Here is a 25,242-nt window from a genome sequence, read left to right on the forward strand (position 1 = left end):
GTAAGTTAGAGGCACCCCATGTCCCGGAAGATACTCGTCGTCGGAGCCGGCCAGTCCGGTCTCCAGCTCGCCCTCGGCCTGCAGTCCAACGGCTACGAGGTCACCCTGATGTCCAACCGCACCGCCGACGAGATCCGGTCGGGGCGGGTCATGTCGACGCAGTGCATGTTCCACACCGCGCTGCAGCACGAGCGGGACCTGCAGCTCAACTTCTGGGAGACGCAGGCCCCGAGGATCGAGGGCCTCGGCGTCTCGGTCGCCGCCCCCGGCTCGCACGACCCGGGCCCCACCCAGCGCGCCATCGACTGGGTCGGCAAGCTCGACGGCTTCGCGCAGTCGGTCGACCAGCGCGTGAAGATGGCCGGCTGGATGGAGACGTTCGCCCAGCGCGGCGGGCAGCTCGTCATCCACGGCGCGGCGGTCTCCGACCTCGACTACTTCTCCCGTACGTACGACCTGGTCCTGGTCTCGGCGGGCAAGGGCGAACTGGTCTCGATGTTCGGCCGCGACGCCGACCGCTCCCCGTACAGCGAGCCGCAGCGCGCGCTCGCCGTCGCCTACGTCCACGGCCTGGGCGTGCGCCCCGAGCACCCCGACTACGACGCGGTCCGCTGCAACCTGGTCCCCGGTGTCGGCGAGCTCTTCATCATGCCCACGCTCACCACGTCCGGCCGCGCCGACATCCTCTTCTGGGAGGGCATCCCGGGCGGCCCGCTCGACGCCTTCCGCGACATCAAGAACCCCTCCGAGCACCTGGCTCTCACCCTGGAGCTGATGGAGAAGTTCACGCCCTGGGAGTACGCGCGCGCCACCAAGGTCGAACTGACCGACGCCAACGGCACGCTGGCCGGCCGCTACGCCCCGACCGTGCGCAACCCCATCGGCCGCCTCCCCTCGGGCGGTGCGGTCCTCGGCGTCGCCGACGTGGTCGTCGCCAACGACCCGATCACCGGCCAGGGCTCCAACTCGGCGTCCAAGTGCGCCGCTTCGTACCTCTCCTCGATCCTCGACCACGGCGACAAGCCCTTCGACGAGGAGTGGATGCAGTCCGCGTTCGACCGCTACTGGGACACCGCCCAGCACGTCACCAAGTGGACGAACACGATGCTGCAGGCCCCGCCGGAGCACGTCCTGAACCTGATCGGCGCGGCGGGCCAGCTCCAGCCGGTCGCCGACCGCTTCGCCAACGGCTTCAACGACCCGTCGGACTTCGAGAACTTCTTCTACGACCCGGAGAAGACGGGCGCCTACCTGGCCTCGGTCACCGCCTGACGTCCACCGCGTACGGCCAAGGGCCCCGGAACCGGCACACCACCGGGCCGGGGCCTCGGCATGTCGGTCACCGCTCGTCCGGTCCGGCTGGTCCGGCCGACCCGTCCGATCCGTCGAGCAGGCCCTGCTGGTGGATGACGTAGCCGAGGTGGACGCGGTTGTGCGCGCCGAGCCGCGCCATGATCTCGGTGATGTGGCGCTGGCAGCTGCGCAGCGACATGCCCATCCGGCGGGCCACCACCTTGTCGTCGTGGCCGGTGGCCAGCAGGCGCACGATGTCGGCCTTGATGCTCTCCGACGCGGCGATCGCCTGAGCGCGGCCGTGCGCGGTGGGGAACGGGATCCCCGCGGCCCAGGCGCGCTCGAAGGCGGTGACCACGAAATCGATCACGTGCGGATCGCGGATCAGCGCGGCGCCCTGCGGATTGCCGCGCAGGGGGACCACGGCCACGTCGCGGTCGAAGACGATGGTCCGGTTGAACCCGTCGCCCAGGGTGCGGATCTCCGCACCCAGGGGCATCACGTGGTCCGCGTAGGCCACCGTGGACTGACTGAACTGCGCCGTGTGCTGGTACAGCGTCCGCATCCGGATGCCGCGGGCGAGGACGGCCCGGGTGCGCGCCAGGGCCTCGGTGAGCACCTCCTCGGCGCGGGCGCCGCCCGGCTGTGAGGTGAGCACCTCCGTGCGCAGCGACGCGGACAGCTCGGTCAGACGGACCCGGACCTGTGCGAGGTCCGGGACCACCTCGACCCCCTCCTTGCGCAGGCGATGGGAGATCCCGCCCTCGTACACGGGGCTCAGCTGGGCGAGCTGCTCGCGCAGCCGGTCCGAGGCCGTCTGCAGCTCGGTGATCTGACGGTGCAGCGGCCGGGTGAGCTGTTCCCGGGCGCTGTCGGGCGAGACCGTGGTGAACAGGTCCGGGCCGTAGCTGCTGCGGCGCAGCAGCTTCAGCTCGCCCAGACGCTCCACCGCCGCCGAGATCTCCGGCTCCGTCAGTCCCGTCGCGGCGGCCAGGTCGGCGAGCGAGAAGCGCAGCACCGCGGCCGCAGATTTATACACACGCAGCTCGGTCGGACTCAGGAGGGGAAAGTCAGTCATGACCGGTTCGGACTGATCGTGCATGTTTCGTTCACCCGTCTGAATCTGCTGGTGTGGAAAAAGATACGTGACCTTGGATGCCTATCCGGTCAAGTGCTGGTCATGATTGGCCCAGCCGGCCAACGGGCCGGCGTCGGGCGAAGCGCTCCCGAGGGAGTGGAACGCGCAAGGGGGAAGACCGTGTCACGCACATCTGTAGCTGCCGTGGTGAGAAGCGTCGCGAGGACCGCGGGGAAGCTCGCTCTGGGCGCTGCCGCCGTCGCCCTGCCGGTGGTCGTCCAGCTTCAGTCGGCCCCGCTGGACCTCGGCTGGGGCTGATCGGCGTGCGACGCCCGAGCGTGTGCGCCACGTACGGACTGGGCCTGGCCGAACAGCGTGCGCTCGACGCCTTGGTCGAGGACGTGCTCGACAGCAGACTCGACCCCGAGGGCGCCCCGCTGTACGCGCACGGCTGGGAGCTGGCGGCCCGGCTGCCGGACGGACTGCGCAAGGCCCTGTACGAGTTCCGGGTCACCGGCACCGAGGCCGCGCTCCTGGTGCGCGGCCTGTACGTCGACGACCCGGCGCTCGGCCGGCCACCGGCCGCGGGGACCCGGCGCGAGTCCGTGTATCTCGCCCTGACCGCCATGGGCCTCGCCGAGGTCTTCAGCAGGGGCGGGCCGCTGGTCCGGGACGTGCCCGCGCCGGACGCGTCGGAACCGGACGCGTCGGAACCGGACGCGTCGGAAGGGGACGCGGGGGTTGAGCTGGGCACCGCCGACGGCGCCGGTCCCGGCCGGGGCGACTACCTCGGACTGCTCGCCCTGGCCCCCGCCACGATCACCGTGGCCGCCCTCGGCGACGTACCGCTCGCCGCGTCCCGCGCCGGCCTGCTGCGTCGGTCCCGGTTCCGGCTCACCGGGCGGCCCGGTCCCGTCCTGCACGAGGACCACGCCGAACCGTCCCTGCGGCTCGACCCCTTCCGGGCCACCGCCGACGCCACCGACCCGCAGGCCGCCGCCGCGCTCGGGGCGCTGCGCGACGGCCTGCGCCGGGCCGCCGTCCCCATCGCGCTCGACGCCGGTGACGTGCTGCTCGTCGACAACTTCCGGGCGCTGACCGGGCAGCGGGCGGGCCGCCTGCGGCGCGTCCTGCTGGCCCGCGACCTGCGACGCCTCGGCCCGCGCCGCACCGACCTGTCCGTCAGAGTCCTGACCAGTCCCGAGAACGTGAGTGATGAACGACCGTAAGCGAGCCACCCGGGTGGGGCTCAATCTCACCCTCCAGTACCTGCCGGGCGAAGATCCCGCCCGTGCCCTCGACGACCATCTGCGGCTGGTCGCCGCCGTCGAACAGGCCGGCTGGGACTCGGTGTTCGTCGCCCAGCACTATCTGAGCGAGGAGATGGCGCACCTCCAGCCGCTGCCGTTGCTCGGCCGCCTGTCGGCCGTCAGCGGCGACATGCGGCTCGGTTCCGGGATCTGCCTGCTCGCCCTCCAGAACCCGGTCGACACCGCGGAGGCGTACGCCACCGCTGACGTGCTCTGCGGCGGACGGCTGGTGTTCGGTGCCGGGCTCGGTTACCGCGACCTGGAGTACGACGCGTTCGCCGTCGCCGCGGGCGGCCGGGTCACCCGCTTCACCCACAACCTCGACCTCGTACGGCGGTTGTGGGCCGCGGAGCGCGTCGACGCCGACCTGCCGTGGTGCCGTCTGGACGGCGCCTCGCTGTCGGTCCTGCCCGTGCAGCGGCCGGGCCCGCCCGTGTGGCTCGCCGCCAACAGCGACAAGGCCGTGCGCCGGGCCGCCCTGCTCGGCGACGCCTGGATGATCAACCCGCACGCGGCGATGACGACCGTCGAGCGGCAGATGGGGATGTTCCGCTCGGTGCGCGCCGAGGCGGGCCTGCCGGACCCCACCGACGTACCGCTGATGCGGGAGGTCGTGTGCGCCCCCGACCGGGCCACCGCCGCGGCCCGCGCCCGCCGTCACCTCGCCGCCAAGTACGCCACGTACAAGACATGGGGCCAGGACACCGTGCTGCCGGAGGGCGACCGGTTCGACGCCGACCTCGCGAACCTGTCCCGCGACCGCTTCGCGATCGGCGACCCGGACGACTGCCTGCGCACCCTGCGCGCCTGGACCGAGGCCACCGGCGCCACCGAGCTGGTGCTGCGCGTCCACTGGGCGGGCGCCCCGGTCGAGGAGGCGCTGGAGTCCGTGGAGCTGCTCACCCGCCACGTCCTGCCGTACCTCTGACGCACGCCGCCCCCACAGGAGTAGAGACAGATGACACAACCACCACGAGTGCTGGTGATCCGGCCCTCCAAGGAGCGCGAGGCGGCGCTGCGCACCCTCGCCAGGACCGGCGCCGAGATCGTCGTGGCCGACCACCCGGACAACGACCTGGCCGGGTTCGCCGACGTCCAGCTGCCGCTGCCGCGCGTCCCCGACGCGTTCCGCACCGGCCGGGTCGGTGAACTGGAGGACCGTATCGCCGAGTTCCACGCCCGGTCCCCGCTGACCGCGATCCTCGCCGACTTCGACTATCTGCTGCCGCTGGTCGGCCGGCTCAACGAACGGTTCGGCCTGCGCGGCCACACCGAGGCCTCCGGGCTCGCCTGCTCCCACAAGCGCCACCAGCGCGCCGCCCTGGACCGGGCCGGGGTGCCCCAGCCGCGCTGGGCGCACTGCCGGAGCCGGGCCGCCGCCCACGAGTTCGCCAGGACGACCGGCTGGCCCGTCGTCGTCAAGCCCGCCGACCGCTCGGCCAGCTGCGCCGTCGCCGTGGTCCACGACCTGCCCGCGCTCGACGCCGCCGTGGACGCCGCGCTCGCCGAGTCCTGGGACGGCGAGGCGCTCGTCGAGGAGTACCTGGACGGCCCCGAGGTCAGCGTCGAGGCGGTCGTCGCCGACGGCGCCGTCACCACCGTCGCCGTCACCGGCAAGGGCATCGGCGGCCGCACCGGCACCCTCAAGCTGGACGCCGAGACACCGGCCCGGCTCGGCGCCGGGGAGCGCGCCGCCGTCGAGCGGGCCGCCGCCGACGCCGTGCTCGCCTGCGGGCTGCTCGACGGCCCCGCCCACACCGAGGTCCGCCTCACCGCGCACGGCCCGCGCATCGTCGAGGTCAACGGGCGCATCGGCGGCGTCTTCATCAGCCACATGGTGCGCGCCGTCACCGGCGTCGACCTGTACCGGGCCTGGTACGACGTGCTCCACGGCACGGAACCCGAACTCGCCCCGCGCGCCGACGGGTTCGCGGTCCGGCGGTGCGTCTCCGACACGGAAGGGCTGGTGGAGTCCGTCGAGATGACCGCGCTCCCCGCCGAGCTGGCCGCGGCGCACCTGCTCACCCGCTGCTTCGTCCGCCCCGGCGACCGGCTCGCGCCCATCGAGAACGGCAACGAGATGCGCGCCGCCGTCGTCGCCCACGCCGACACCCGCGAGGCCGCCGTCGAGGCCGCCGACGCGCTCGCCGCACACCTCGTCATCCGCACCACGCCACTGAGCCAGGAGGCCGGGGCATGAGCCGAGTCCTCGTCCTCAACCGCTACCGGCTGCAGTCCGCCGCGTTCCACCGCTGGCTCGACCCCGGGCACGAGCTGTACCTGATCAACTGCGCGACCCGGGCCGTCGACCGGCACCCCGAGGCCGCCGCGATCCGCGCACGGTACGCGGCGATCGCCGAGTTCGACGACTACACGGCCAACCCCGAGGTCGTCGAGACCGCCCGGGAGTGGATCCGCGCCCACGACATCGACACGATCGTCGCCTTCTCCGAGCACGACGTGCTCCGGGCCGCCCGGCTGCGCGACGAGTTCGGCCTTCAGGGGCAGAGCGGGGCCAGCGCCGAGGCCTACCGTGACAAGCTCCGCATGAAGCGGCTCCTCGACGCGGCCGGACTGCCCGTCGTGCCGTACGCCGAACTCGAACGCCCCGGCGACATCGAACGGTTCGCGGCCGGGGCCGGCTATCCGGTACTCGCCAAGCCGCGCACCGGCACCGGCTCCCAGGGCATCGAGCGCGTCGACGACGACGCGCAGGCCGCCGCCTTCGCCGCCGCGCACCCCACGGACCTCGCCGACCACCTCGTCGAGGCCTTCACCCCGCACGAACTCCTGCACTGCGACGGGGTGTTCGCCGACGGGAAGGCCGTCTTCAGCGAGGTGTGGTCCTGGTCCACCACCATGCTGGAGGTCCGTGACCAGCCGGTGCCCACCCTGGCCGTCACCCTCGACGCCGACGACCCGCGCCGTGCCGAACTCGTCCGGCTCGCCGAGCAGACCCTGCGGGCACTGCCCACGCCCCGGGCCACCGCCTTCCACATCGAGTTCTTCGACACCGCCGACGGCATCGTCGTCAACGAGGCGGCGAGCCGGGTCGGCGGCGGCCGCATCCAGCCCACCCTGCGCCGGCTGCACGGCGTCGACCTCGTGGAACTGGCCGCCCGCCACCAGACCCGCTCCACACCCGAGGCCCTGATCCCCGAACGGGCCGCGCCCACCGCCGGTTTCCTGCTCGTGTACGACAGCCAGGGCGCCCGGGGCCGCGCGCCGGCCACCTGCGAACTGCCCGGCATCAGCCACTACGAGACCGCCCTGCCCCCGGTCACCGGCGAGCGCCCCGACGTCGCCTCCACCGCCTACCTGCTCAGCGGCGTCGCCCTCGGCGACAGCCGGGCCCGGACCGGTGAGCGACTGCTCGCCCTGCACCGCTGGTTCCTCGACGGCGTCGTCGACGGCTGACCCGCTCCTCCGTTCAACACCACCCCGCCCCACCCCTTGAAGGGATCCTTCACCATGCCCGGATACAACCCGGACGCCTACCGCATGGGCATCGAGTTCGAGTACCAGCTGGTCGGCGCCGACGGCCGCCCGCAGCACTGGCAGGACCTCTCCTTCCCCGTGCTCAAGGACGTCATCGCCAAGTCCAACGCGCCCAGCAACGACTACATGGCCGTCAAGTACCCCGGCTCCGACCAGCGCAGCTTCTACCTGGAGGGCTACGACCTCACCGACGAGCAGGGCGACATCACCGACCTGCACGTCAAGGGCATCGAGATCAGCACCCCGATCGCCGCCGACGTGTACGAGCAGCAGGAGTACCTCGTCACGCACTACGAGGAGATGCAGGGCCTGCTCGCCGACGTCGGCCTGCGCGGCAGCGCGTACGGCGCGCACCGCTCCACCGAGGAGTACCGGGGCCCGCGCGGCGGGCGCGGCGTCGAGGGCTGGGCCGCCGCCGAGACGGCCATGATGACCTGGGGCATCCACGTCAACGTCAGCTTCCCCGAGGCCGTCGAGGCCGGCCTCGACCGTGACTACCTGCACGCCAAGATGGACTGGTTCGGACCGGCCCTCATCCTGCTCAGCGCCAACACCCCGGTGCGCGGCGAGGGCCCCTGGACGGTGGACGGCGTCGTCGGCAAGTCCGAGCGCTCCTACCGCCGCAGCTTCACCCGTCGCCCGATGTACTTCCGCGACGACCAGTACTTCCGCAAGGAAGTCACCTGCATCGACATCACCCACCGCCTCGACCTGGTCCGCGGCTACACCGCGCTGATCACCGGACTGATGCTGGAGAAGCGCGAGTTCACCCCCGTCGCCTCGCCGTTCGCCGACCAGAACATGCGCCAGGCCGCCCTGCACGGCTACCAGGCCCCGCTTCTGGACCGGCACTTCGGCTCCGTCGACCCCGGCGCCTTGGTCGACGACGCCCTCGACCGTGCCGCCAAGGGCCTTGCCGACCAGGGCCTGGACACGGCTCCGCTGGACGCCCTGCGCGACCTGGCCGCCCGCCGCCGCTGCCCGGCCGACGACACCCTCGACCTCTGGTACGCCAACCCCGACTGGGCCGCGTTCCTGGAGGCACAGGCCGAGCTGACCGGCCACTGAGCGACCCCTGCCGGCGGGGGCGGCGCCCGGCGCGCCGCCCCCGCCCCGCCCCCACGACGACCGGAAGGACGCGTTCGACAGCCATGTGCCGCATCTTCGGCCTGCTCGATCCCCACCTCGGCCACGACGCCCTGCACCGCCTGGGCGAACAGACGGCCGGGCTCCTGCGCCACGGTGGCCCCGACGGGCACGCCCACCGGGTCTTCGACGGGGGCCTGATCGGCGGCACCCGCCTGGCGATCTCCGACCCCGCCCACGGCTGGCAGCCGTTCACCCGCGACGGCCTGACCGTCTTCTACAACGGCGAGATCTACAACGCGCCCGCACTGCGCCGCCAACTGGCCGCCGAAGGAGTGCAGTTCAGCACCGACTGCGACGGCGAGGTCATCGCCCCGCTGTTCGCCCGGCACGGCACCGGCGCCGCCGCCCTGCTCGACGGCATGTTCGCCATCGCCGTACACGAGCAGCGCACCGGGCGCCTCACCCTGATCCGGGACCAGGCGGGCATCAAGCCCCTCTACCTGTTCGCCGACGGTGGCCGGTTCGGCTTCGCCTCCGAACTGGCCGCTCTCCTGCGGCTGCGGGGCACCGCCGTCCAGGTCGACCCCGACGCCCTCGACCGCTATCTGCGGTTCAAGGCTCCGTTCGGCGCGGTCCCCGCTCCCGGCGCGCTCGGCGACCCGACCATGGTCGAGGGGGTGCACGCGCTGCCGCCCGGCCATGCCCTGCAGGTCACGCCCGGCGGCGCGCCCCGTGTCACCCGCGTCGCCGAGGTCGCCGCGACCCGTCACACCGACCCGGTGGCCGACCTGGGCCGACTGCTGCCCGAGGCCGTCGCCGGGATGCTGCCCACCGACGTGCCCTACTGCTCGGTGCTCTCCGGCGGCCTCGACTCCTCCGTCGTCACCACCCTCGCCGCCCGCGCCGCGGGCCCCGTGCAGACCTTCACCGTGGTGCCCCGCAAGAAGTCCGCGTACGACGAACTGGCGTACGCGCAACTCGTCGCCGAGACCACCGGATCGCCTCTGGAACAGGTGCCCGTCGGCGGTGGCGACATCCCGGCCCTGCTGCCCGCCGTGGTCGCGAGCCTCGGCCAGCCCAACTCCGACCCCATCATCGTCAGCACGTACCGGCTGTTCCGCGCGGTCCGCGAGGCGGGCTACCCCGTCGCCCTCACCGGGGACGCGAGCGACGAACTCTTCGGCGGCTACGACCGGTTCCGCGCGCTCGCCCGCAGCGGTGACGCCACCGGCTACCGCGACGCCCTCGCGGGCGTCCCGGCCGCATGGCAGCGCTCGCTCTACACCGACGGTGCACTGGCCCGACTGGAGACGGCCGCGCGCCCCGACGACGGCCCGTGGGCACGTTCCCACGCCTGCCCGCCGACCGCCGCGGACGCGGCCACCGACTTCGAACTGCGTCACCGGCTGCCCGTCTACCACCTGCAGCGCGTCGACCACCTCAGCGCCGCGCACGCCGTGGAAGCCCGGGTGCCGTTCTGCCGCAACGGCGTGACGGCGCTGGGCCGTTCACTGACCCTGGCGCAGAAACTCGGCCCCGACGACACCGTGAAGATCACCCTCGCGAGGGCGGCGGCCCGTCACGGCTGGGCACCCGACGCCGTCCTGAACCGGCCGAAGCAGCCCTTCACCTTCCGGCTCGCCGACCACCTCCTCGACGAGCAGGGCCTCGCCCTGGACTGGGCCCGTCAGGTCCTCACCGACCCGGCCGCCCGCCGTGGCTGGTTCGCCCCCGACCGCGTGGAGAAGCTGCTCGCGGAGTTCGAGGAGCGCCGCACCGAACCCCTGGCACACACCGTCTGGGCCCTGCTCGTCCTGGAGCTGTGGCTCGGCCAGATCGACGGAGGCGTCCGATGACCGCCCTCGCCACCGACACCGAGCGGGTCCGCGCCGTCGGCGTCGACGTCGGGCTGTGGAGCGTGGACGGCGCGGCGGCGCCCACGCTCGTCGTCGCCAGCTCCCGCCGGCTGGCCGACCCGCTGCCCGTCCTGGAGACCGCGGTCGCCGCGATGGGCCGACCCGTCGCCAAGGTCGCCCTCGTGCACCCCGCCGCCGACGGCGTGGACGTGACCGCCGAGTACGTCTTCGCGCAGGTCGTCACCGACGGCGGCCGGCACGTCCTGGACCTCACACCCGAGTGCGGCCACTCGATGCTCGCCGCCGCCACGCATCTGACGGCGCGCGGCCGGGGCCCGGCGGACGGCGGCCCGCTGCGTCTGCTCACCCACCGCCACGGTCTGCCGCGCGTGGTCGGGTGCGCCATCCGCGTGCTCGACGCGGCGGCCGGTGTGCACGACGCGGGCCTCACCTTTCCGCTCGGCGACCACGGCTCCGCGTTCCCGCTGGGCCCGGACCCGCTCACCCTGGCCGTCGCGGGCGGCCCGGTCCCGGCCACCGTCGTCGACAGTGGCAACCCGTACGTGTTCGTCGACGCCACCGCGCTCGGCGTCGCCGACACCGCGGCCCTGGGCGCCGCGGGCGACGCACTGCGCGCCGTGCTCCAGGACGTACGGCGGCAGACGGCACCCCGGCTCGGCCTCGCCGACTCCGAAGTGCTGCCCAAGCCCGCGCTGCTGCTGCGCGCCGCGGACGGCGGGCTGCACGTACGGGCCCTGTCCGCCGACGACTGGCACCCCGGTCTCGCGCTCACCGGACTCGTCGCCGTCGCCACGCTGGTGGCGGGCGACACCCCCGGTGACGCGGACCTGACGGTCGGCCACTCCTCGGGCGCCTCCACGGTCGGGCTGCGCACCCGTCCGGACGGCACCCGCGTCCTGACCGTCACGGGCCGCCGGGTCACCCGGCTCGCCCAGCTCACCCTCGGGGAGTGACCGTGCCGCTGCTGCCCACGGGCCGGGACCAGCGCTGGCTGGCCGTCGGCAACCTGGTCAACATGACCGGCACCGGTGCCACGCTCTCGGCTCTCGTGGTCTTCCTCGCCGACGCCAAGGACCTGCCGCTCGGTCAGGCCGCGGGGCTGCTCACGGCCGCCGGGCTGATCGGGGTGACGGGTGCGGTGCCGCTCGGCCAGCTCAGCGACCGGTACGGGGCCCGCGCCGTCGCCCTGGCAGGCGAACTCGTCGGCGCCGTCACGACCTTGCTGCTGCTCGTCGCGGGCGGCGCCTGGAGTTGCGCCCTGTGTCTGGCCGTGCGCCAGCTCGCGGTCAGTGGCACCACGGCGGCCCGCGCCACCCTGATGGGCCGGCTCGTCCCTGCCCCGGAGCGCGCCGCGCTGCGCGCCTACCAGCGGTCGGTGTCGAACATCGGCTTCTCGCTCGGAGCGCTCGGCGCCGCCGCCGCGATGACCTGGGGCGGCACCGCTCTGTATGTGCTGATCGCCGTGGACGCGGCGACCTACCTCTTCGGCGCGTACGCCACGACCCGGCTGCCCGAGGTGGGCCGTGGCGTGCGGCGCGCGGGGCTCGCCAAGGACGCGCTGCGCGACGCGGGTTACCTCGGCGCGAGCCTGCTGAACGCCGTGCACACCCTGAACCGCGCGGTCGTCTCGCTCGGCGTGCCGCTGTGGATCGTGTACGCGACGACGCTGCCGCACTGGACGGTGTCCGCCGCGATGATCGCGAACACGCTGCTGGTGATCCTCCTCCAGATACCGCTCAGCCCGTACGCCCAGGACATCGCCCGCTCCCGCCGCTCACTGCTCGCGGCGGGCCTGCTCACCGCGGCGGGCTGCGCGGCGCTGGGCACCGCCGACGCGTACGACACCGTCGCCCGGCTGGTGTGGCCGCTGTTCGCACTGGCCTGCCTGGCGCTCGCACTGGGCGAGATCCTGGGCGCGGCGGCGGGCTGGACGCTGTCCTACGAACTGGCGCCCGAACCTCTCCTCGGCCAGTACCAGGGCGTGTGGCAGCTGATCGCCGACGGCTCGTCGAAGGCCGCGGGACCCGCGGTGATCGGCTGGGCGCTCGCCGCGGGTCCCGCGGGCTGGACGGCGCTCGCGGCGGTGTTCGCGGCGACCGGAGCGGTGAGCCCGCCGCTGATCCGCTGGGCCGGGCGCCGCCACACGGCCCGGACGGCAGGCGCGGGGGAGCTGATCGCGGACACCTGAGAGCCGCGGGCTCCCGTGCCTCACTCCGCCGACGGCGCCCCCGCCGCGGCGTACCCCGTGTCGCCGCCCGACATCGCCCCGCTCGGCAGCTCCGGCGCCCGGTAGCCCGACATCGCCCCGGCGCCCGGGTCCGGCCGGACCGCCCCGAGCAGCGGGTTCGCCGCGATCGGGGAGACCTTGACCCGGGCCCCGGGGCGCGGCGCCTGCACCACCATGCCGTCGCCGAGGTACATCGCCACATGCGTGGCCTTCGGGAAGTACACGACCAGGTCGCCCGGCCGCAGCTCGCTCAGCGGCACCCGCGGCAGCTGCGCCCACTGCTCCTGCGAGGTCCGCGGGATCGTCCGCCCCGCGTGCGTCCAGGCCTGTGACGTCAGCCCCGAGCAGTCGAAGGACTTCGGTCCCTCCGCTCCCCACACGTACGGCTTCCCGATCTGCCGGACGGCATAGGCGAGGGCGTCGTCCCCGGCCTTCGAGGGCGCACGCCCGGTCGAGCTCAGCGCGCCCGAGGCCATGAACGACCGCTGCGCGTCGGCCGTTCCGGCGCTCTCCAGGCGGGCCAGCGCGGAGAGCTGGTCGGAGCTGAGCGAGGCGAGCAGCTCCTCGACCTCCTTCAGACGGGCCTGGACCGAGTCCCGGTCCTTCTTCTGCCGGTCGGCGAGCCGCATCTGCCCGTCCAGCGCGGCCCGCGCCTTCGTGGCCAGGTCGTCGGCCTTCCGCTCGCCGCGCACCAGCCGGTCGACGGTCGCCTCCTGCTCGCGCGCGGCCCGCCGGATCACGTGCCCCTGGTCGATCGCGTGCTCCGGATCGCGGGACAGGAACAGCCGCACGTACGGAGAGATCTCGCTGTGCCCCTGGTACTGCTGGCGCGCGAGCCGCCCCGCCGCGGCCCGGCTGCCGTGCAGGGCGCCGCGCGCCCTGGCCAGCTCACCGCCCAGGGACTCGGCCTCCTTGCGGCGCTCCTTGAGCCGATCGGCGGTCGCGTTGTACGTCTCGGTGGCCTCCTCGGCCTGCTGGTACAGCCTCTGAAGGTCCGTCAGAAGCTCACCGACGGACCGCTCGCCGCCGTCGCCCGGCCCCGGCTCGGGCGCGGCCCCCGCGGGTACCGGCGCGAGCAGCGCCCCCGCGACGGCCGCCGTGCACACCCAGCGGATCAACCTGCCTGACACCTCGTCACCTCCGGTGCGGGCAGCCCCGGCGCCTGCCCGCACCGTGAACATGAACAGACAGCCACCTCGTCCGCCCGGAGGGCTGCGCGACTCGGCCCAACTCCTCCATCCCTTGGAGGGGCCCCCGGCGAGCCGCCTTTACGCGGATGCGTCCGGGCCGCCCGCCCGGTTCCTCTTCGACCACGGCCACTTCACGGAGCGCTCCACGGTGCCGTCCGGCCGGTACACGTACCGCCACTTCACGAACCGCACGGCCTTCCCGCCGGGCACGGGCTCGCGCACGTACACGAGCGAGGTGTCGGGCCCGCCGGCCGGATCCGGCACCGGCACCCTGTACACCTTGGGCGGATTGCCGGTGGCTGTGGTGAACACGGGAAGGCTGCGCCCGTCGAGGGGGCCGCCGACAAACGGGATGTCTTCGCTCTTCACGCTACAAGTAACGCACGTCCCCGCCGCTCACAGCAGGTGGGCCGCGTCGCTCACCACCGGCAGCACCCGTCGGGCCAGTGCGCCGACGGGGCCGTCCGGGGTCTCCAGGACGAGGGCGTGGCGCACGACGTCCGCGGTCTGCGGGTCGCGGGCGGCGGTGGCCACGAGGACCGCCATGAACTGGTCGACGAGCCCGTCGCGCAGTGCGTCCAGCGGCGGCTGCTTCTCCTCGTCGAGCCAGATGAGCGAGGCCGCCTCCACCGCCGTGATCCACATGCGGACGGTCATCCGCAGTCGCGAGCCGGGCTCGGCGGCGGCGAGGTGGCTGAGGATGTGGTCGGCCGCGGCCCGCCGCACCCCGTCCACGATCGCCGTCGTGCGGGAGGTCTCGACGACGCTGCCGCCCTGCAGCAGTGCCGCGAACCCCATGTCGTGCTGGTCGACGAAGGCGAGGTAGCGGTCGAGCGCGCGGGCCAGCCGGGTGGTGAGGGGGCCCTCCGGCGGCTCGGCGAAGCACTGTTCCAGCTCGTCGGCGGCGGACCGCAGCGCGGCCTCGTACAGCTGCTGCTTGCCGCCGGGGAAGTAGCGGTAGACCAGGGGGCGGGAGACGCCCGCGGCCTCCGCCACGTCGTCGAGGGAGACCTCCTCCGGCGCCCGGTGCGCGAACAACGACAGTGCCGCTTCGAGGAGTTGTGCCCGCCGCTCCTCGACGCTGAGCCGTCGGTAGGCGGGCGTACCGGTTGCCGAGGTCATGTCCGGCAGCGTAACCGGCCTGTCCGCGGGAGTCCTCAGGCCAGCAGCCCCGACGACCGCCACATCTGCCGCCCGACCCCGCGCAGCACCCCGATGTCGTCCAGGAAGTCGGTCAGCCGCTTCGCGCCGGTCTGCATGATCTCCCGGCGGTGGCCGGACGCCTTGACCTGGGCCATGGCCTCCTTCTTGTCCAGGCCGACGCTCGGGTAGACCTCGGGGTTGATGAAGGCGACCGAGAAGACGCGGGCGAACTCGCCCGAGGTGAGCCGCGTGAACTCCCGCGACCACCTGGGGGCGGTCACCATCTGGCGCCGCAACTCCTCACGCGCGTACCGGACATGGCGGGCCTCCTCGACGACGTGGATGCGCGTCACGCCGCGGACCAGCGTCTGCACCCGCTCGTCCGGGAACGTGAGGCGCTGCATCCAGTCCAGGATCTCCTCGCCGAGCAGCGTCGCCGTGAACGAGCCCGGGGTGGTGGAGATGGTCTTGAACAGGCGGCCCAGGTGGTGGTGGACGGGCGCCACCGGGTAGTGCGGGGTGCCGCCGCGCGTGATCAGGCGGGCGAACATCTTGGAGTGCCGGCACTCGTCCTCGATCTCGGTGAGGGCGTACCGGACGTGGGCGCTCGTCGCCGCCTTGTCGTACACGTGCCGCACGAGCAGCTGCATCAGGATCAGCTCGAACCAGATGCCGAGCGAGGCGAGCGCCGCCGCCTCGTGCTGCGAGAGTTTGATCCGCTGTTCCTCGCTCATCCGCTTCCACAGCGGGGTGTCGTACAGCGACACCAGCTCCGGCGGCCAGAACCACTTGCCCTCCTCGAAGGGCGCGTCCCAGTCCAGCTCCTTGTCCGGGTCGAAGGAGTGCTTGGCGGAAGAGTCGAGCAGCCGCTCGGCCACCTGCTCCCGGTCCTTGAGCAGACCGAGCGCGTCCCGCAGCCCTTCGACCGCGTCGGCTTCCGTCATGGTCGTCATCGCTGACTCCCCATCGCTGTAGAAGAGTTGGTGGCCGCGAGGCTTACCGGCGGTCACATCTGTCCCTCGTTCTTATGAGACTGCGTGTCAGCAAGGGCGTCAATCCCTTGCGCACGACTTGTTGACCCCGCGTCTACCACCGTGTGAGCCTGCCGGTATGTCGACCCATGAGCTGTACACCAAGGCCGTGGACGAGCCCAACTGGCAGATACCGTCGGCCAGTTCGGCCCGTCTCAGCTGGGAATACGACGACGGACGCGACCGCCTCCTGTCCCTGTACCAGAAGGGCAAGGACAAGCAGTGGGACGGCGCCAAGCGCATCGACTGGGATCTTGAGGTCGATCCGTACGATCCCCTCGGCACTCCCGACGAGTCGATGTCCCTGTACGGAACGCCGCACTGGGCGAAGATGACCGACAAGGACAAGGGCGAGCTGCGCAAGCACTACACCTCGTGGCAGTTCAGCCAGTTCCTGCACGGCGAGCAGGGCGCGATGGTGTGCGCGGCGCGCATCGTCGAGTCCGTCCCCGACCTCGACGCCAAGTTCTACTCGGCGACGCAGACCATGGACGAGGCGCGGCACGCGGAGATCTACGGCCGCTTCCTCCACGAGAAGATCGGGATGCTGTACCCGATCAACGACAACCTCCAGGCCCTCCTCGGCGACACCCTGCGCGACTCCCGCTGGGACATGCCCTACCTGGGCATGCAAGTCCTCATCGAGGGGCTGGCGTTGGCGGCGTTCGGCATGATCCGCGACACCACGGACAAGCCGCTGCCCAAGCAGATCCTCGCCTACGTGATGCAGGACGAGGCCCGCCACGTCGCCTTCGGCCGCATGGCGCTGCGCGACTACTACAGGCAGCTGACCGACGCCGAACTGCGCGAGCGCGAGGAGTTCGTCATCGAGGGCTGCTACCTGATGCGCGACCGGCTGCGCGGGGTGGAGGTCCTGGAGAACTTCGGCATCCCGAAGGCGCAGGCCGAGGAGTACAGCGAGCAGTCCGAATTCCTCGCCCTGTTCCGCCAGTTGCTGTTCTCCCGCATCGTCCCGTGCGTCAAGGACATCGGCCTGTGGGGCAAGCGCCTCCAGCAGGCCTACGTCGACATGGGCGTCTTCGAGATGGGCGACTCGAACCTGGACCTGCTGATGGCCCAGGACGAGGAGATCGCGGAGAAGCTGGACGCGGAGCGGTTCGCGGCGGAGGAGCACGAGCGGGTGGCCGAGGTGGACGCGGCGATCCGCGAGGGCTCGGCCGGCTGAAGGACAGGTGCCCGGCCGGGAATCGGGGGCCCGGCCGGACCGCCCCGGCCGGGGAGCGCTGGTTCCCGGTCTTCCGCGGGCCGGTGTTCGCCCTGTGACGCGCCGGAGGCCCGGCTGAGCCGCCGTGAGCCGTTGGCCGTCCCGGGATCGCCTCGTATGGAGTAGCGTTTCGGCCGTGTCCACGCCACCTCCGCCCCCGCCCCATCAGCCTCAGCAGCCGAATCCGTACGGCCGGCAGCCCGGCGCGTACGGCCAGCCGCAGCCGCAGTTCGGTCAGCCCGGCCCGTCCGGCTACGAGCAGCAGCCCGCGTACGGCCAGCCGCAGCAGCCGGCCTACCCGGGCTTCCCGCAGCAGGCAGGTGCCCCGTGGGGCGCGCCCCCGCCGCCGCCGAAGCGCCGGGTCGGCATGATCATCGGGATCGTGGCCGGTGTCGTGGCCATCCTCGTCATCGGGATCGGCGTCCTCGCGTACGTCGGCCTCAAGTCCGACGCCGGCTTCCCCGAGGCCGAGTACAAGCTGACGCTGCCCCAGAAGGTCCTCGACGAGAAGTACGAGCTGACCCAGGACCTGTCCGCCTCCAAGGGGCAGGCGCTGGAGGACGAGGCCGACGGCGCCTGGGACGCCAGGGACACGAAGGCCGTCATCGGGCAGTACGCGCTCGGCGGCGACCAGAACGAGGGCGTGCTCGTCATCTCCGGCATGTACGGCCGCTTCAAGAACACCGATGAAGCGCGCGACAACATGATGAAGGGCGCCGGGACCGCCGACAACGCGACGGTCGCCGTCCAGCCGAAGGACTTCCACCCCGCGGGCACGGACGTGACCGTCACCTGCGAGGTGCTCACCCAGTCCGGTGGCGTCGGCAAGGTCACCATGCCGATGTGCGCCTGGGTCGACGACAACACCGGTGCCTCCGTCGGCGAGATCACCGTGGACACCGCCACCAAGGACCCGCAGGACATCGACCTGGAGGCGGCCGCCGAGCGGGCAGCCAAGATCCGCGAGGAGATCAGGCAGCCGGTGGGCTGAAGGTCTTCCGCAGCGTGAAGGAGTAGGCCGTGGGGCCGTGCTCGCGCAGTCGCGTGAGCCGGTCCTCCGCCTCAGCGACGTCGGGCCGGTGCCCGGCGGGCACCCACCACAGCGCCGTCACCGCCTCGCTCAGCCGCTCGAAGAACTCCCGCCTGCGAGCCAGGAGTTCACGGTGCGTGCCCTGGTACATGAAGGCCTTGAGCGCGTCCACGTCGCGCCACACCGACATGTTCACCAGCAGCCACTTGTCGCCGAAGATCCGGATGTCGGTCGCGTCGCCCGTGTCGCCCTGCAGCCGCCACACGAAGCCGTCCGAGGCGTCGGCGACCGCGTTCACCGGATCCAGATTGTTCGTGAAGTCCTTGATCTCGGGGGCGTCGAGCGGTGCCGTGAGACGGCCTATGTTCACCTGTGCGAGCTGGTACGTCGTCGTCATGATCGGGAACATAGACGGCCCGGGCCCGGCGGGGCAGGGCCATTTTGGACGCTCCCAGGAGGACCACTTCCGGAAATCGCTCAGGAACCGGACGAGTTGAGCACGGCCTCCATCACGGACCGGGCGATCGGCGCCGCGCTGCCGCCGCCGCTGATGTCCGCCCGGTCCGCCGACGCGTCCTCGACGACCACGGCCACGGCCACCTGCGGCGTGGACGCGTCGGGGCCCTGCGCGTAGGAGATGAACCAGGCGTACGGGGTGCCCTCGTTGTTCACACCGTTCTGCGCGGTACCGGTCTTGCCGCCCACCGTCACGCCCGGGATCTGCGCGTTGGTGCCGGTGCCCTTGGTGACGACGTCGACCATCATCTGCTGGAGCTGGGTGGCGGTGTAGGCCGACATGACCTGCTGGTAGGTCTTGTTGTCGGTGGTCGACACCGTCGTGCCGTTGGCCTTCGTCGTCTTGTCGACCAGGTGCGGCTGCATCAGCGTCCCGCCGTTGGCGACGGCCGCCGACACCATCGCCATCTGCAGGGGCGTGGCGGCCGTGTCGAACTGGCCGATGGAGGAGAGCGCCAGCTGCGAGTCGTTCATGTCGGTGTCGAAGTTGGACTTGGCCGCCGTCATCGGGACCTTGATGCCGCTGTCGTTGAACCCGAAGTTCTCCGCCATCTTCACCATGTCGCCGAGCCCGACCTGCACACCGAGGTTGGCGAACACGGTGTTGCAGGAGACCCGCATCGCGTACTCCAGGGTGGCGTCCTCGCAGGCGGCGGACGAGGACTCGTTCGTCAGCTGCGTGGTGGTGCCCGGCAGGGTGTACGGCGACGGGGTGTCGGTGTCGGTGGTGATGCCGTTCACGACGTTGTTCTCCAGGACCGCCGCGGCCGTGACGACCTTGAACGTCGAGCCCGGCGGATACGTCTGCCGGATCGCCCGGTTCAGCATCGGCTGGCTGGAGGCGGAGTTCAGCGCGTTCCAGGTGTCGACGTCCGACTGGCCGGTGCCCGCGATGTCCCCGGGGTCGTACGACGGCGTGGAGACCAGGGCGAGGATCTTGCCGCTCGCCGGGTCGATCGCCGCCACGGCGCCCTTCTTGCCGCCGAGCCCGTCGTACGCGGCCTTCTGCGCGGCCGCGTTGATGGTGGTCTCGACGTCACCGCCCGCGTTCTGGAACCGGGAGACCTCGTTCCAGAAGGGGACCGTGGAGAGCATCGGATCGGTGCCGGAGAGCACGTCGTCCTCGGCGCTCTCCACGAACGTCGTGCCGTACGTCTGCGAGGCGTACCCGGTGACGGGCGAGTACAGCGGGCCGTTCTTGTACGTCCGCTCGTACTTGTACGACTCGCCGGTGTCCTTGGACCCGGTGATCGGCTTGCCCTGCACGAGGATGTCGCCGCGCGGCTGGTCGTAGCGCTGGATGGTCTCGCGCCTGTTCGCCGAGTTGTCGTCGAGCGACTGGGCCTGGAAGACCTGGATGCGGGCCGAGTTCAGCAGCAGCGCGATCAGCAGGACCAGGCAGAAGACCGAGGCGCGGCGGATGTACTTGGTCACTTGGCGGCCTCCATGGCGTCCTCGGTCAGCAGCGCGCCACGGGCCGAGTCGCTGATCCGGACGAGGATCGCGATGATGATCCAGTTGGTGACGAGGGACGATCCGCCCTGCGCGAGGAACGGCATCGCCATGCCCGTCAGCGGGATGAGCCCCATCACGCCGCCCGCGATGACGAACACCTGCAGCGCGACGATCGAGGCGAGGCCGATCGCCAGCAGCCGTCCGAACGGGTCGCGCAGCGCGAGCCCCGCCCGGTAACCCCGCTCCACGAGCAGCGCGTAGAGCAGGAAGATCGCGGTGAGCCCGACCAGGCCCAGCTCCTCGCCCGCCGTCGCCAGGATGAAGTCCGACTTGGCGGCGAAGCCGATCAGGATCGAGTGCCCCATGCCGAGCCCGGTGCCGAGCATCCCGCCCCACGCGAACGCGAACAGCGACTGGGCGAGCTGGCTCGCGCCCTGACCCGCGTCGATGGAGGCGAACGGGTTCAGCCAGTCCTCGACCCGGCTGTGCACATGGGGCTCGAAGGAGCCGACGAGGACCGCTCCGACGGCGGCGAGCACGAGCCCGATCGCGATCCAGCTCCCGCGCCCCGTCGCGACGTAGAGCATCACGATGAAGAGCCCGAAGAAGAGCAGCGAGGTGCCCAGGTCGGTCTCCAGGACCAGCACGCCGACGCTCAGCAGCCAGATCACGAGGATCGGCGCGAACACGCGCATGGTCGGGAACTGGAACCGCCACACCTTCTTGCCCGTGTAGCGCAGGGCGTTGCGGTTGGCCGCGAGATAGCTCGCGAAGAAGATCGCGAGCAGGATCTTGGCGAACTCGCCGGGCTGGATGGAGAAGCTGCCGATCTGGATCCAGATCCGGGCGCCGTTCACGGCGGGGAAGAAGATCGGCAGGATCATCAGGATCAGCGCCGAGACCACCGACAGGTACGCGTACCGCTGCAGCACGCGGTGATCGCGCAGGAAGACCACGAAGAGGATGAACAGGCCGACGCCGAGCGTCGACCAGACCAGCTGGGTGGGCGCCGCCTCCGACCCCTCGGTCTCCAGGTCCAGGCGGTAGATGAGGACGAGCCCGAGACCGTTGAGGAGCACCGCGATCGGCAGCAGCAGCGGGTCCGCGTACGGGGCGCGGAAGCGGACCGCGAAGTGGGCGAGGAGCGCGAGCACCCCGAGTCCGGCACCGTAGCCGGCGGCGCCCGGCGGCACGCTCCCGTTCTTGGCGAGACCCACGTCGCAGTAGCCGTACACGCTGAACAGCACGGCCAGGACGATCAGGGCGAGTTCGGTGCCCCGGCGCTTGGGGACGCGAACGGCCGGGACCGCGGAGGCGGTCCCGGCCGTGCCCGACGATCCCGGGGCGCCTGCTGCGCCCGCCGATCCCGTTGTTCCGGTCATGACCGGAACCTAGCAAGTTCGCCGGTGATATCTGGATATGTCAGCACCAGCGGGGCGCGGCGCCGATGTTGTTGATGTACTTCGCCGAGCCCCAGGCCCAGGTGCCGTCGGTGAGCAGGTACCAGAGGTGGTTGCCCTCGACGTTGTCACCGCCCGTCTTGCAGAAGATCGGCACGATCGCGTTGTACGGCTCGGTGCGCACGATGCGGCTGCCACGGGTGGGGGCGTCCCGCAGATGAAGTCCGGACTTGGCCACGACGCGGCCCTTGTAGACGGGCGGGTTGTTGTTGGCGCCGTTGACCGTCGTCGAGTCGTCGGCGAGCGCGGGCGACGCGGTGGTCGCGAGGGTGGCTGCTGCGGCGACGGCGATGCCGAGACGTATGACTGCGGTCTGTGTGCTCATGGGGCCTCCTCGGGGAGGGGTGTGCGGCAGGAACCCGGAAGTGGGTGAAAAGCCGTGATTCACAGTAAAAGCGTCACGGAACGGACGCAAAAGGTCACACCGTGTGGCCCTCGGCCATGGTTCACAGGGGCCAGACCGGCGGTTCCACGGGACGTTCGTAGGGCAGCGTCAGTGTCGCCAGCGCTCCGCCGTCCGGCGCGTTCGTGAACGACAGGCGCGCGCCGAGGACCTCGGCCTGGCCGAGCGCGATGGTCAGCCCGAGCCCGTGCCCGCGCGCCCCGCCCTCCGTGCGGAACCGCTGCGGACCGTGCTCCACCAGGTAGTCCGGGTAGCCCTCGCCGTGGTCCCGCACGGTGATCACCGGCCCGTCCACGGTCAGCACGACGGGTGGCCCGCCGTGCCGGTGCGCGTTGCCGACGAGATTGCCGAGGACCCGCTCCAGGCGCCGCCGGTCGGTCACCACGCACACGTCCCGGACGACGGTGACCTCGGTCTGGGTGGCGGACGCCCGGACGACCCGCTCGGCGATGGGGCCCAGCCACGCGTCGTCCAGCTCCACGCGCTCGCTGCGCGAGTCGAGGCGGGAGATCTCCAGGAGGTCCTCGGTGAGTGTGCGCAGCGCGGCCACCCGGTCGCGGACCAGCTCGGTGGGGCGGCCCGGCGGCAGCAGTTCGGCCGCGGCGTGCAGACCGGTCAGCGGTGTACGCAGTTCATGGGCGACGTCGGCGGTGAAGCGCTGCTCGGTGAGGATGCGGGCCTGCAGCGAGGAGGCCATGGAGTCGAGCGCGCCGGCCACGGCGGCGACCTCGTCCTGGTGGCGCTGCGGGTCCTTCGTCCGCGGATCGTTGACCCGGGCGTCCAGCTCACCGGCGCTGATCTTGCGGGCCACGCGTGCCGTCGTGTGCAGCCGCCGCGTCACCCGGGTCACCGCGAACGCGCCGACGAGCAGCGTCGCGCCGATGGCGAGCACCGAGGAGCCGAGGATCGCGTTGTCGAGGCCGTCGATGGTGTGCGCGTTCTGGCCGTAGTCGACGTCCACGGCCAGGGCACGGCCGTCGGACGCCGGGCCCGCCGCCCACATCGCCGGCCGGGAGTCGCGGCTGCCGAGCATCGTGCCGCGCTGGCCCCGCACCGCGAGCGCGTGCAGCGAGGCGGGCAGGTCCGGCGGGTCGATCCGGGCGCCGGGACCGAGCCGGTCCCCGGCCTCGAACTCGGCGGTCGCCTCGTCGAGCCGCGCCAGCGCCCGCTCCCTGGCCTCCCGCACCGTCTGATGGGTGACCGAGACGTGCACGAGGACGCCGAGCAGCGCGGCCAGCGCGCAGCACATCACCGTGATGAACGCGGTCGCCTTCCAGGTCAGCGACGCGGTCCAGGCGGGCAGCCGCGGCCGGTGCCTCATGAGGCACCCGGGGCCGGCGCGGCGGACGGCGTCGCCGAGGGGGCCGGTGGAGTGACCGACGGGCTCGCCGACGGGGTCTTCGGCGGCCCGGTGCGCACGATCTCGTCGCGCGTCGGCAGCATCGCCTTCTGATGGGCGTCGTACGACCACGAGGTCCGGTACTCGTACCCGGACAGGTCCGCGACGGCCCGCACCACCACGCTGTGCCCGGCGAGCTCGACGCTGATCACGGCGTCCTCGTCGTTCATGATCTGGGTCAGCGCGCCGTCCGCGTACGCGTAGACGCGCACCACGAGCTGCTGCTTCGGCGCCTTGATCCCGACGACCATGTCGTCCTTGCCGTCGCCGGTCAGATCCGAGTAATAGGCGTGCAGGACCGGGCAGTTCGGCCCCTTCTTCTCCCGCTTCGCCGGATCGCCGCAGTCGTCGAGCCCCTTGCGGACCGTCTTGTACGTGTCCGGGTCCGCGGCCGCCTGGGCGAGCACCACGGTCACCGGGTCCACCTCGCGCAGGTCGCCGCCGGGCACAAAGACGCCCTTGACCGTCTCGGTCTCGCCCGCCCCGTAGTCGTCGACCGCCGAGGACGCGGGCGGCAGCGTCGGCCACAGATGGCGCGGTCCGACCGCCGTCGGGGTCGGGCCCGCTTTCTCCAGGCCGCCCGAGTCGCCGCAGCCCGCGAGCAGCAGGGCGGCGGCGGGCACGGCGAGAGCGAGAGCCGGAGCCGGGACCCGGCCGGGGCGCCTGGACGTCACTGCACTCCTGTCTGTCATGCACCGCTGGCACCACTGGTACCGCATACACCTTATGGGCAGGGAAGTTCTTTTTCGGCTGGAGGTCCCACTTTGCTGGCCCGTCGGGCCGTGCGCGCCCGGTGGGGTGGCGCGGGGTGGTACTTCAGCGGGTTCGACGCGTTGAGCAGTGGAAGTCCGCCGTCGCGGTGACGAGGCGGCCGCGCGACGGCCGTACCGAGGTCCCCGCCCGACACGCTCGGGCGCCGCCGGGACCGGCTTGCGTGCTTCTTGCCTGCGGCGGTTCTGGCTGCTCCCATGGTCGGTGGGGTGGTGATGGGGCATGAGCGGACTGCGCGTCATACCGACCTGGCGGCACGGTCAGGAGCGGCTCTACGTATGTGAGGACGGCGGCCGGAACGTCGCCTGGTACGACCGTGAGGCGGGCCGGGTGAACCTGCTGAGCGAGTCCAGCAAGGAGGCCGTGCTCGATGTGCTCGGCCCGTTCATCGCCGGGCAGGTCACCGTCGGGCCGCCGCCGGTGCCGACCCCTGTCGAGCTCGCCCGGCTCAGTCTCCACCCGGACGACGACCTCGCGCCGAACCGGCCGGGTGAGACGCTCGTCATCTCCCTCGACCGGGAGCCCGCGCCCCCGCGCAGGCTGCGCACCGACCCGCGCCGCCGGGCGCTCGCCGCGCAGCAGCGGGTCGGCGAGGTGCTCGACGGGCTCGAAGGAGGCGGCTGGCGGGTGCTGCACTCGGTGCCGCTGCCCGGCGGGGCGCAGCTGCACCATCTGCTGATCGGGCCCGGCGGGCTGTTCGCGCTGCACGTGCTGCCCGCGCGCAAGCAGCGGATCCGGGTCGCGGACCCGATGGTCACCGCGGGGCGCGGGGAACCGCAGCCGTTGCTGCGCCGGGTACGGGCCGACGCGTCCCGGGCGTCCTTCGCGCTGACCGCGGAGGTGCGGGGCGCTCTCGTGCTGGTGGAGGCGGCGGCGGTGGAGGTGGTGACGCCGCCGCGGGATGTCCGGGTGCTGGGGGAGAGCGAGGTGTCCGGGCTGGGCCGTGCGGGTGGGTTGCTGAAGCCGGCGGACGTGGAGGCGCTGCATGCGATGGCTCGGGACCGGGGGACTTGGGTGCGGGTGTGACGCGGTGCGGGGGCGCGTTGTCGGGTGCGGGTCCGGTGGGGGCTGCTCGCGCAGTTCCCCGCGCCCCTTTCGCCTTCGCGTCTGCGGGGTGCTGTTCGTCTCGCGTCTGCGGGTCTCGTCGTGGTTGCTCGCGCAGTTCCCCGCGCCCCTGAAGCGAGCTCCGCTCGCTCAGGGGAGGCTGCGCGAAGCGCATGCCTCAGGGGCGCGGGGAACTGCGCGAC

The 25,242-nt window shown here is 72.3% G+C and carries 24 protein-coding genes; 13 read left to right on the forward strand and 11 right to left on the reverse strand.

Going from position 1 to position 25,242, the window contains the following annotated elements:
- Window positions 1-18 precede the first annotated feature (18 nt).
- Window positions 19-1,272, forward strand: a complete 1,254-nt coding sequence (locus B072_RS0138255) for a styrene monooxygenase/indole monooxygenase family protein (RefSeq protein WP_018535278.1) — start codon at window positions 19-21, stop codon at window positions 1,270-1,272.
- A gap of 67 nt (window positions 1,273-1,339) precedes the next feature.
- Here the strand turns inward: B072_RS0138255 and B072_RS44985 are convergent, their stop codons facing one another.
- Entirely contained in the window at window positions 1,340-2,371 is a 1,032-nt protein-coding gene (locus B072_RS44985; RefSeq protein WP_158689286.1) for a helix-turn-helix transcriptional regulator, read from the reverse strand.
- Between the two features lie 180 nt (window positions 2,372-2,551).
- Between B072_RS44985 and B072_RS48455 the strand changes: the two genes are divergently transcribed.
- The 9 genes from B072_RS48455 to B072_RS0138305 all read left to right on the forward strand — a co-directional run bounded on the left by B072_RS48455 (window position 2,552) and on the right by B072_RS0138305 (window position 12,333).
- The gene (locus tag B072_RS48455; RefSeq protein ID WP_158689287.1) at window positions 2,552-2,689 is read left to right on the forward strand and encodes a hypothetical protein; all 138 of its coding nucleotides are present in this window, start codon (window positions 2,552-2,554) and stop codon (window positions 2,687-2,689) included.
- Between the two features lie 5 nt (window positions 2,690-2,694).
- Window positions 2,695-3,600 carry a hypothetical protein gene (locus tag B072_RS48460; protein WP_158689288.1) on the forward strand — a complete coding sequence of 302 codons (906 nt, stop codon included), beginning with the start codon at window positions 2,695-2,697 and terminating at the stop codon, window positions 3,598-3,600.
- Complete coding sequence (locus B072_RS0138275; protein WP_043245487.1) at window positions 3,587-4,609, forward strand: LLM class flavin-dependent oxidoreductase; 1,023 nt, start codon at window positions 3,587-3,589, stop codon at window positions 4,607-4,609. Before B072_RS48460 ends, B072_RS0138275 begins: the two co-directional genes overlap by 14 nt.
- Before the next feature lie 30 nt (window positions 4,610-4,639).
- Window positions 4,640-5,881, forward strand: coding sequence for an ATP-grasp domain-containing protein (locus B072_RS45835; RefSeq protein ID WP_078506727.1), 1,242 nt, complete (start codon window positions 4,640-4,642; stop codon window positions 5,879-5,881).
- Window positions 5,878-7,098: an ATP-grasp domain-containing protein gene (locus tag B072_RS44995; RefSeq protein WP_018535284.1), complete on the forward strand. Its 1,221-nt coding sequence runs from the start codon at window positions 5,878-5,880 to the stop codon at window positions 7,096-7,098. The genes B072_RS45835 and B072_RS44995 overlap by 4 nt, the downstream gene beginning before the upstream one ends.
- A 54-nt stretch (window positions 7,099-7,152) precedes the next feature.
- Complete coding sequence (locus B072_RS0138290; RefSeq protein WP_018535285.1) at window positions 7,153-8,247, forward strand: glutamate-cysteine ligase family protein; 1,095 nt, start codon at window positions 7,153-7,155, stop codon at window positions 8,245-8,247.
- Window positions 8,248-8,330: 83 nt separating this feature from the next.
- The gene (gene asnB / locus B072_RS45000; protein ID WP_018535286.1) at window positions 8,331-10,124 is read left to right on the forward strand and encodes an asparagine synthase (glutamine-hydrolyzing); all 1,794 of its coding nucleotides are present in this window, start codon (window positions 8,331-8,333) and stop codon (window positions 10,122-10,124) included.
- Window positions 10,121-11,098: a PrpF domain-containing protein gene (locus tag B072_RS0138300; protein WP_018535287.1), complete on the forward strand. Its 978-nt coding sequence runs from the start codon at window positions 10,121-10,123 to the stop codon at window positions 11,096-11,098. The genes asnB and B072_RS0138300 overlap by 4 nt, the downstream gene beginning before the upstream one ends.
- Complete coding sequence (locus tag B072_RS0138305; protein WP_158689289.1) at window positions 11,095-12,333, forward strand: MFS transporter; 1,239 nt, start codon at window positions 11,095-11,097, stop codon at window positions 12,331-12,333. Before B072_RS0138300 ends, B072_RS0138305 begins: the two co-directional genes overlap by 4 nt.
- A 20-nt stretch (window positions 12,334-12,353) precedes the next feature.
- Here the strand turns inward: B072_RS0138305 and B072_RS0138310 are convergent, their stop codons facing one another.
- From B072_RS0138310 to B072_RS0138325, 4 genes are all read right to left on the reverse strand, one after another.
- Window positions 12,354-13,502 (reverse strand): C40 family peptidase, encoded by a 1,149-nt coding sequence (locus tag B072_RS0138310; protein ID WP_026246746.1) that lies wholly within the window; start codon window positions 13,500-13,502, stop codon window positions 12,354-12,356.
- 138 nt (window positions 13,503-13,640) lie between these two features.
- Entirely contained in the window at window positions 13,641-13,874 is a 234-nt protein-coding gene (locus tag B072_RS0138315) for a hypothetical protein (protein WP_324603844.1), read from the reverse strand.
- A gap of 84 nt (window positions 13,875-13,958) precedes the next feature.
- Window positions 13,959-14,684 carry a TetR/AcrR family transcriptional regulator gene (locus tag B072_RS0138320; protein ID WP_018535291.1) on the reverse strand — a complete coding sequence of 242 codons (726 nt, stop codon included), beginning with the start codon at window positions 14,682-14,684 and terminating at the stop codon, window positions 13,959-13,961.
- 35 nt (window positions 14,685-14,719) lie between these two features.
- Window positions 14,720-15,658: an AurF N-oxygenase family protein gene (locus B072_RS0138325; protein ID WP_018535292.1), complete on the reverse strand. Its 939-nt coding sequence runs from the start codon at window positions 15,656-15,658 to the stop codon at window positions 14,720-14,722.
- 157 nt (window positions 15,659-15,815) lie between these two features.
- On the opposite strand from B072_RS0138325, the gene B072_RS0138330 reads away from it, so the two are divergent.
- Window positions 15,816-16,922: a ferritin-like domain-containing protein gene (locus B072_RS0138330; protein ID WP_018535293.1), complete on the forward strand. Its 1,107-nt coding sequence runs from the start codon at window positions 15,816-15,818 to the stop codon at window positions 16,920-16,922.
- 175 nt (window positions 16,923-17,097) lie between these two features.
- Window positions 17,098-17,952 carry a hypothetical protein gene (locus B072_RS0138335; RefSeq protein WP_018535294.1) on the forward strand — a complete coding sequence of 285 codons (855 nt, stop codon included), beginning with the start codon at window positions 17,098-17,100 and terminating at the stop codon, window positions 17,950-17,952.
- On the opposite strand, the gene B072_RS45005 is transcribed toward B072_RS0138335, so the two are convergent.
- From B072_RS45005 to B072_RS0138365, 6 genes are all read right to left on the reverse strand, one after another.
- The gene (locus tag B072_RS45005; RefSeq protein WP_199791135.1) at window positions 17,933-18,388 is read right to left on the reverse strand and encodes a DUF3291 domain-containing protein; all 456 of its coding nucleotides are present in this window, start codon (window positions 18,386-18,388) and stop codon (window positions 17,933-17,935) included. The genes B072_RS0138335 and B072_RS45005 overlap by 20 nt on opposite strands.
- Before the next feature lie 80 nt (window positions 18,389-18,468).
- Window positions 18,469-19,941 (reverse strand): peptidoglycan D,D-transpeptidase FtsI family protein, encoded by a 1,473-nt coding sequence (locus B072_RS0138345; protein WP_018535296.1) that lies wholly within the window; start codon window positions 19,939-19,941, stop codon window positions 18,469-18,471.
- Window positions 19,938-21,344: an FtsW/RodA/SpoVE family cell cycle protein gene (locus B072_RS0138350; RefSeq protein WP_018535297.1), complete on the reverse strand. Its 1,407-nt coding sequence runs from the start codon at window positions 21,342-21,344 to the stop codon at window positions 19,938-19,940. Before B072_RS0138350 ends, B072_RS0138345 begins: the two co-directional genes overlap by 4 nt.
- Window positions 21,345-21,384: 40 nt before the next feature.
- Window positions 21,385-21,747, reverse strand: coding sequence for an SH3 domain-containing protein (locus tag B072_RS49515; RefSeq protein ID WP_018535298.1), 363 nt, complete (start codon window positions 21,745-21,747; stop codon window positions 21,385-21,387).
- 121 nt (window positions 21,748-21,868) lie between these two features.
- Window positions 21,869-23,146 carry a sensor histidine kinase gene (locus B072_RS0138360; protein WP_018535299.1) on the reverse strand — a complete coding sequence of 426 codons (1,278 nt, stop codon included), beginning with the start codon at window positions 23,144-23,146 and terminating at the stop codon, window positions 21,869-21,871.
- Window positions 23,143-23,898, reverse strand: coding sequence for a hypothetical protein (locus tag B072_RS0138365; protein WP_018535300.1), 756 nt, complete (start codon window positions 23,896-23,898; stop codon window positions 23,143-23,145). The genes B072_RS0138360 and B072_RS0138365 overlap by 4 nt, the downstream gene beginning before the upstream one ends.
- 319 nt (window positions 23,899-24,217) lie before the next feature.
- Here B072_RS0138365 and B072_RS0138370 point away from each other — a divergent pair, with 319 nt between their 5' ends.
- Complete coding sequence (locus B072_RS0138370; protein ID WP_018535301.1) at window positions 24,218-25,021, forward strand: nuclease-related domain-containing protein; 804 nt, start codon at window positions 24,218-24,220, stop codon at window positions 25,019-25,021.
- Window positions 25,022-25,242 lie beyond the last annotated feature (221 nt).

The organism is Streptomyces sp. HmicA12, from assembly GCF_000373565.1.
In the GTDB taxonomy this organism is placed as follows: Bacteria; Actinomycetota; Actinomycetes; order Streptomycetales; family Streptomycetaceae; genus Streptomyces.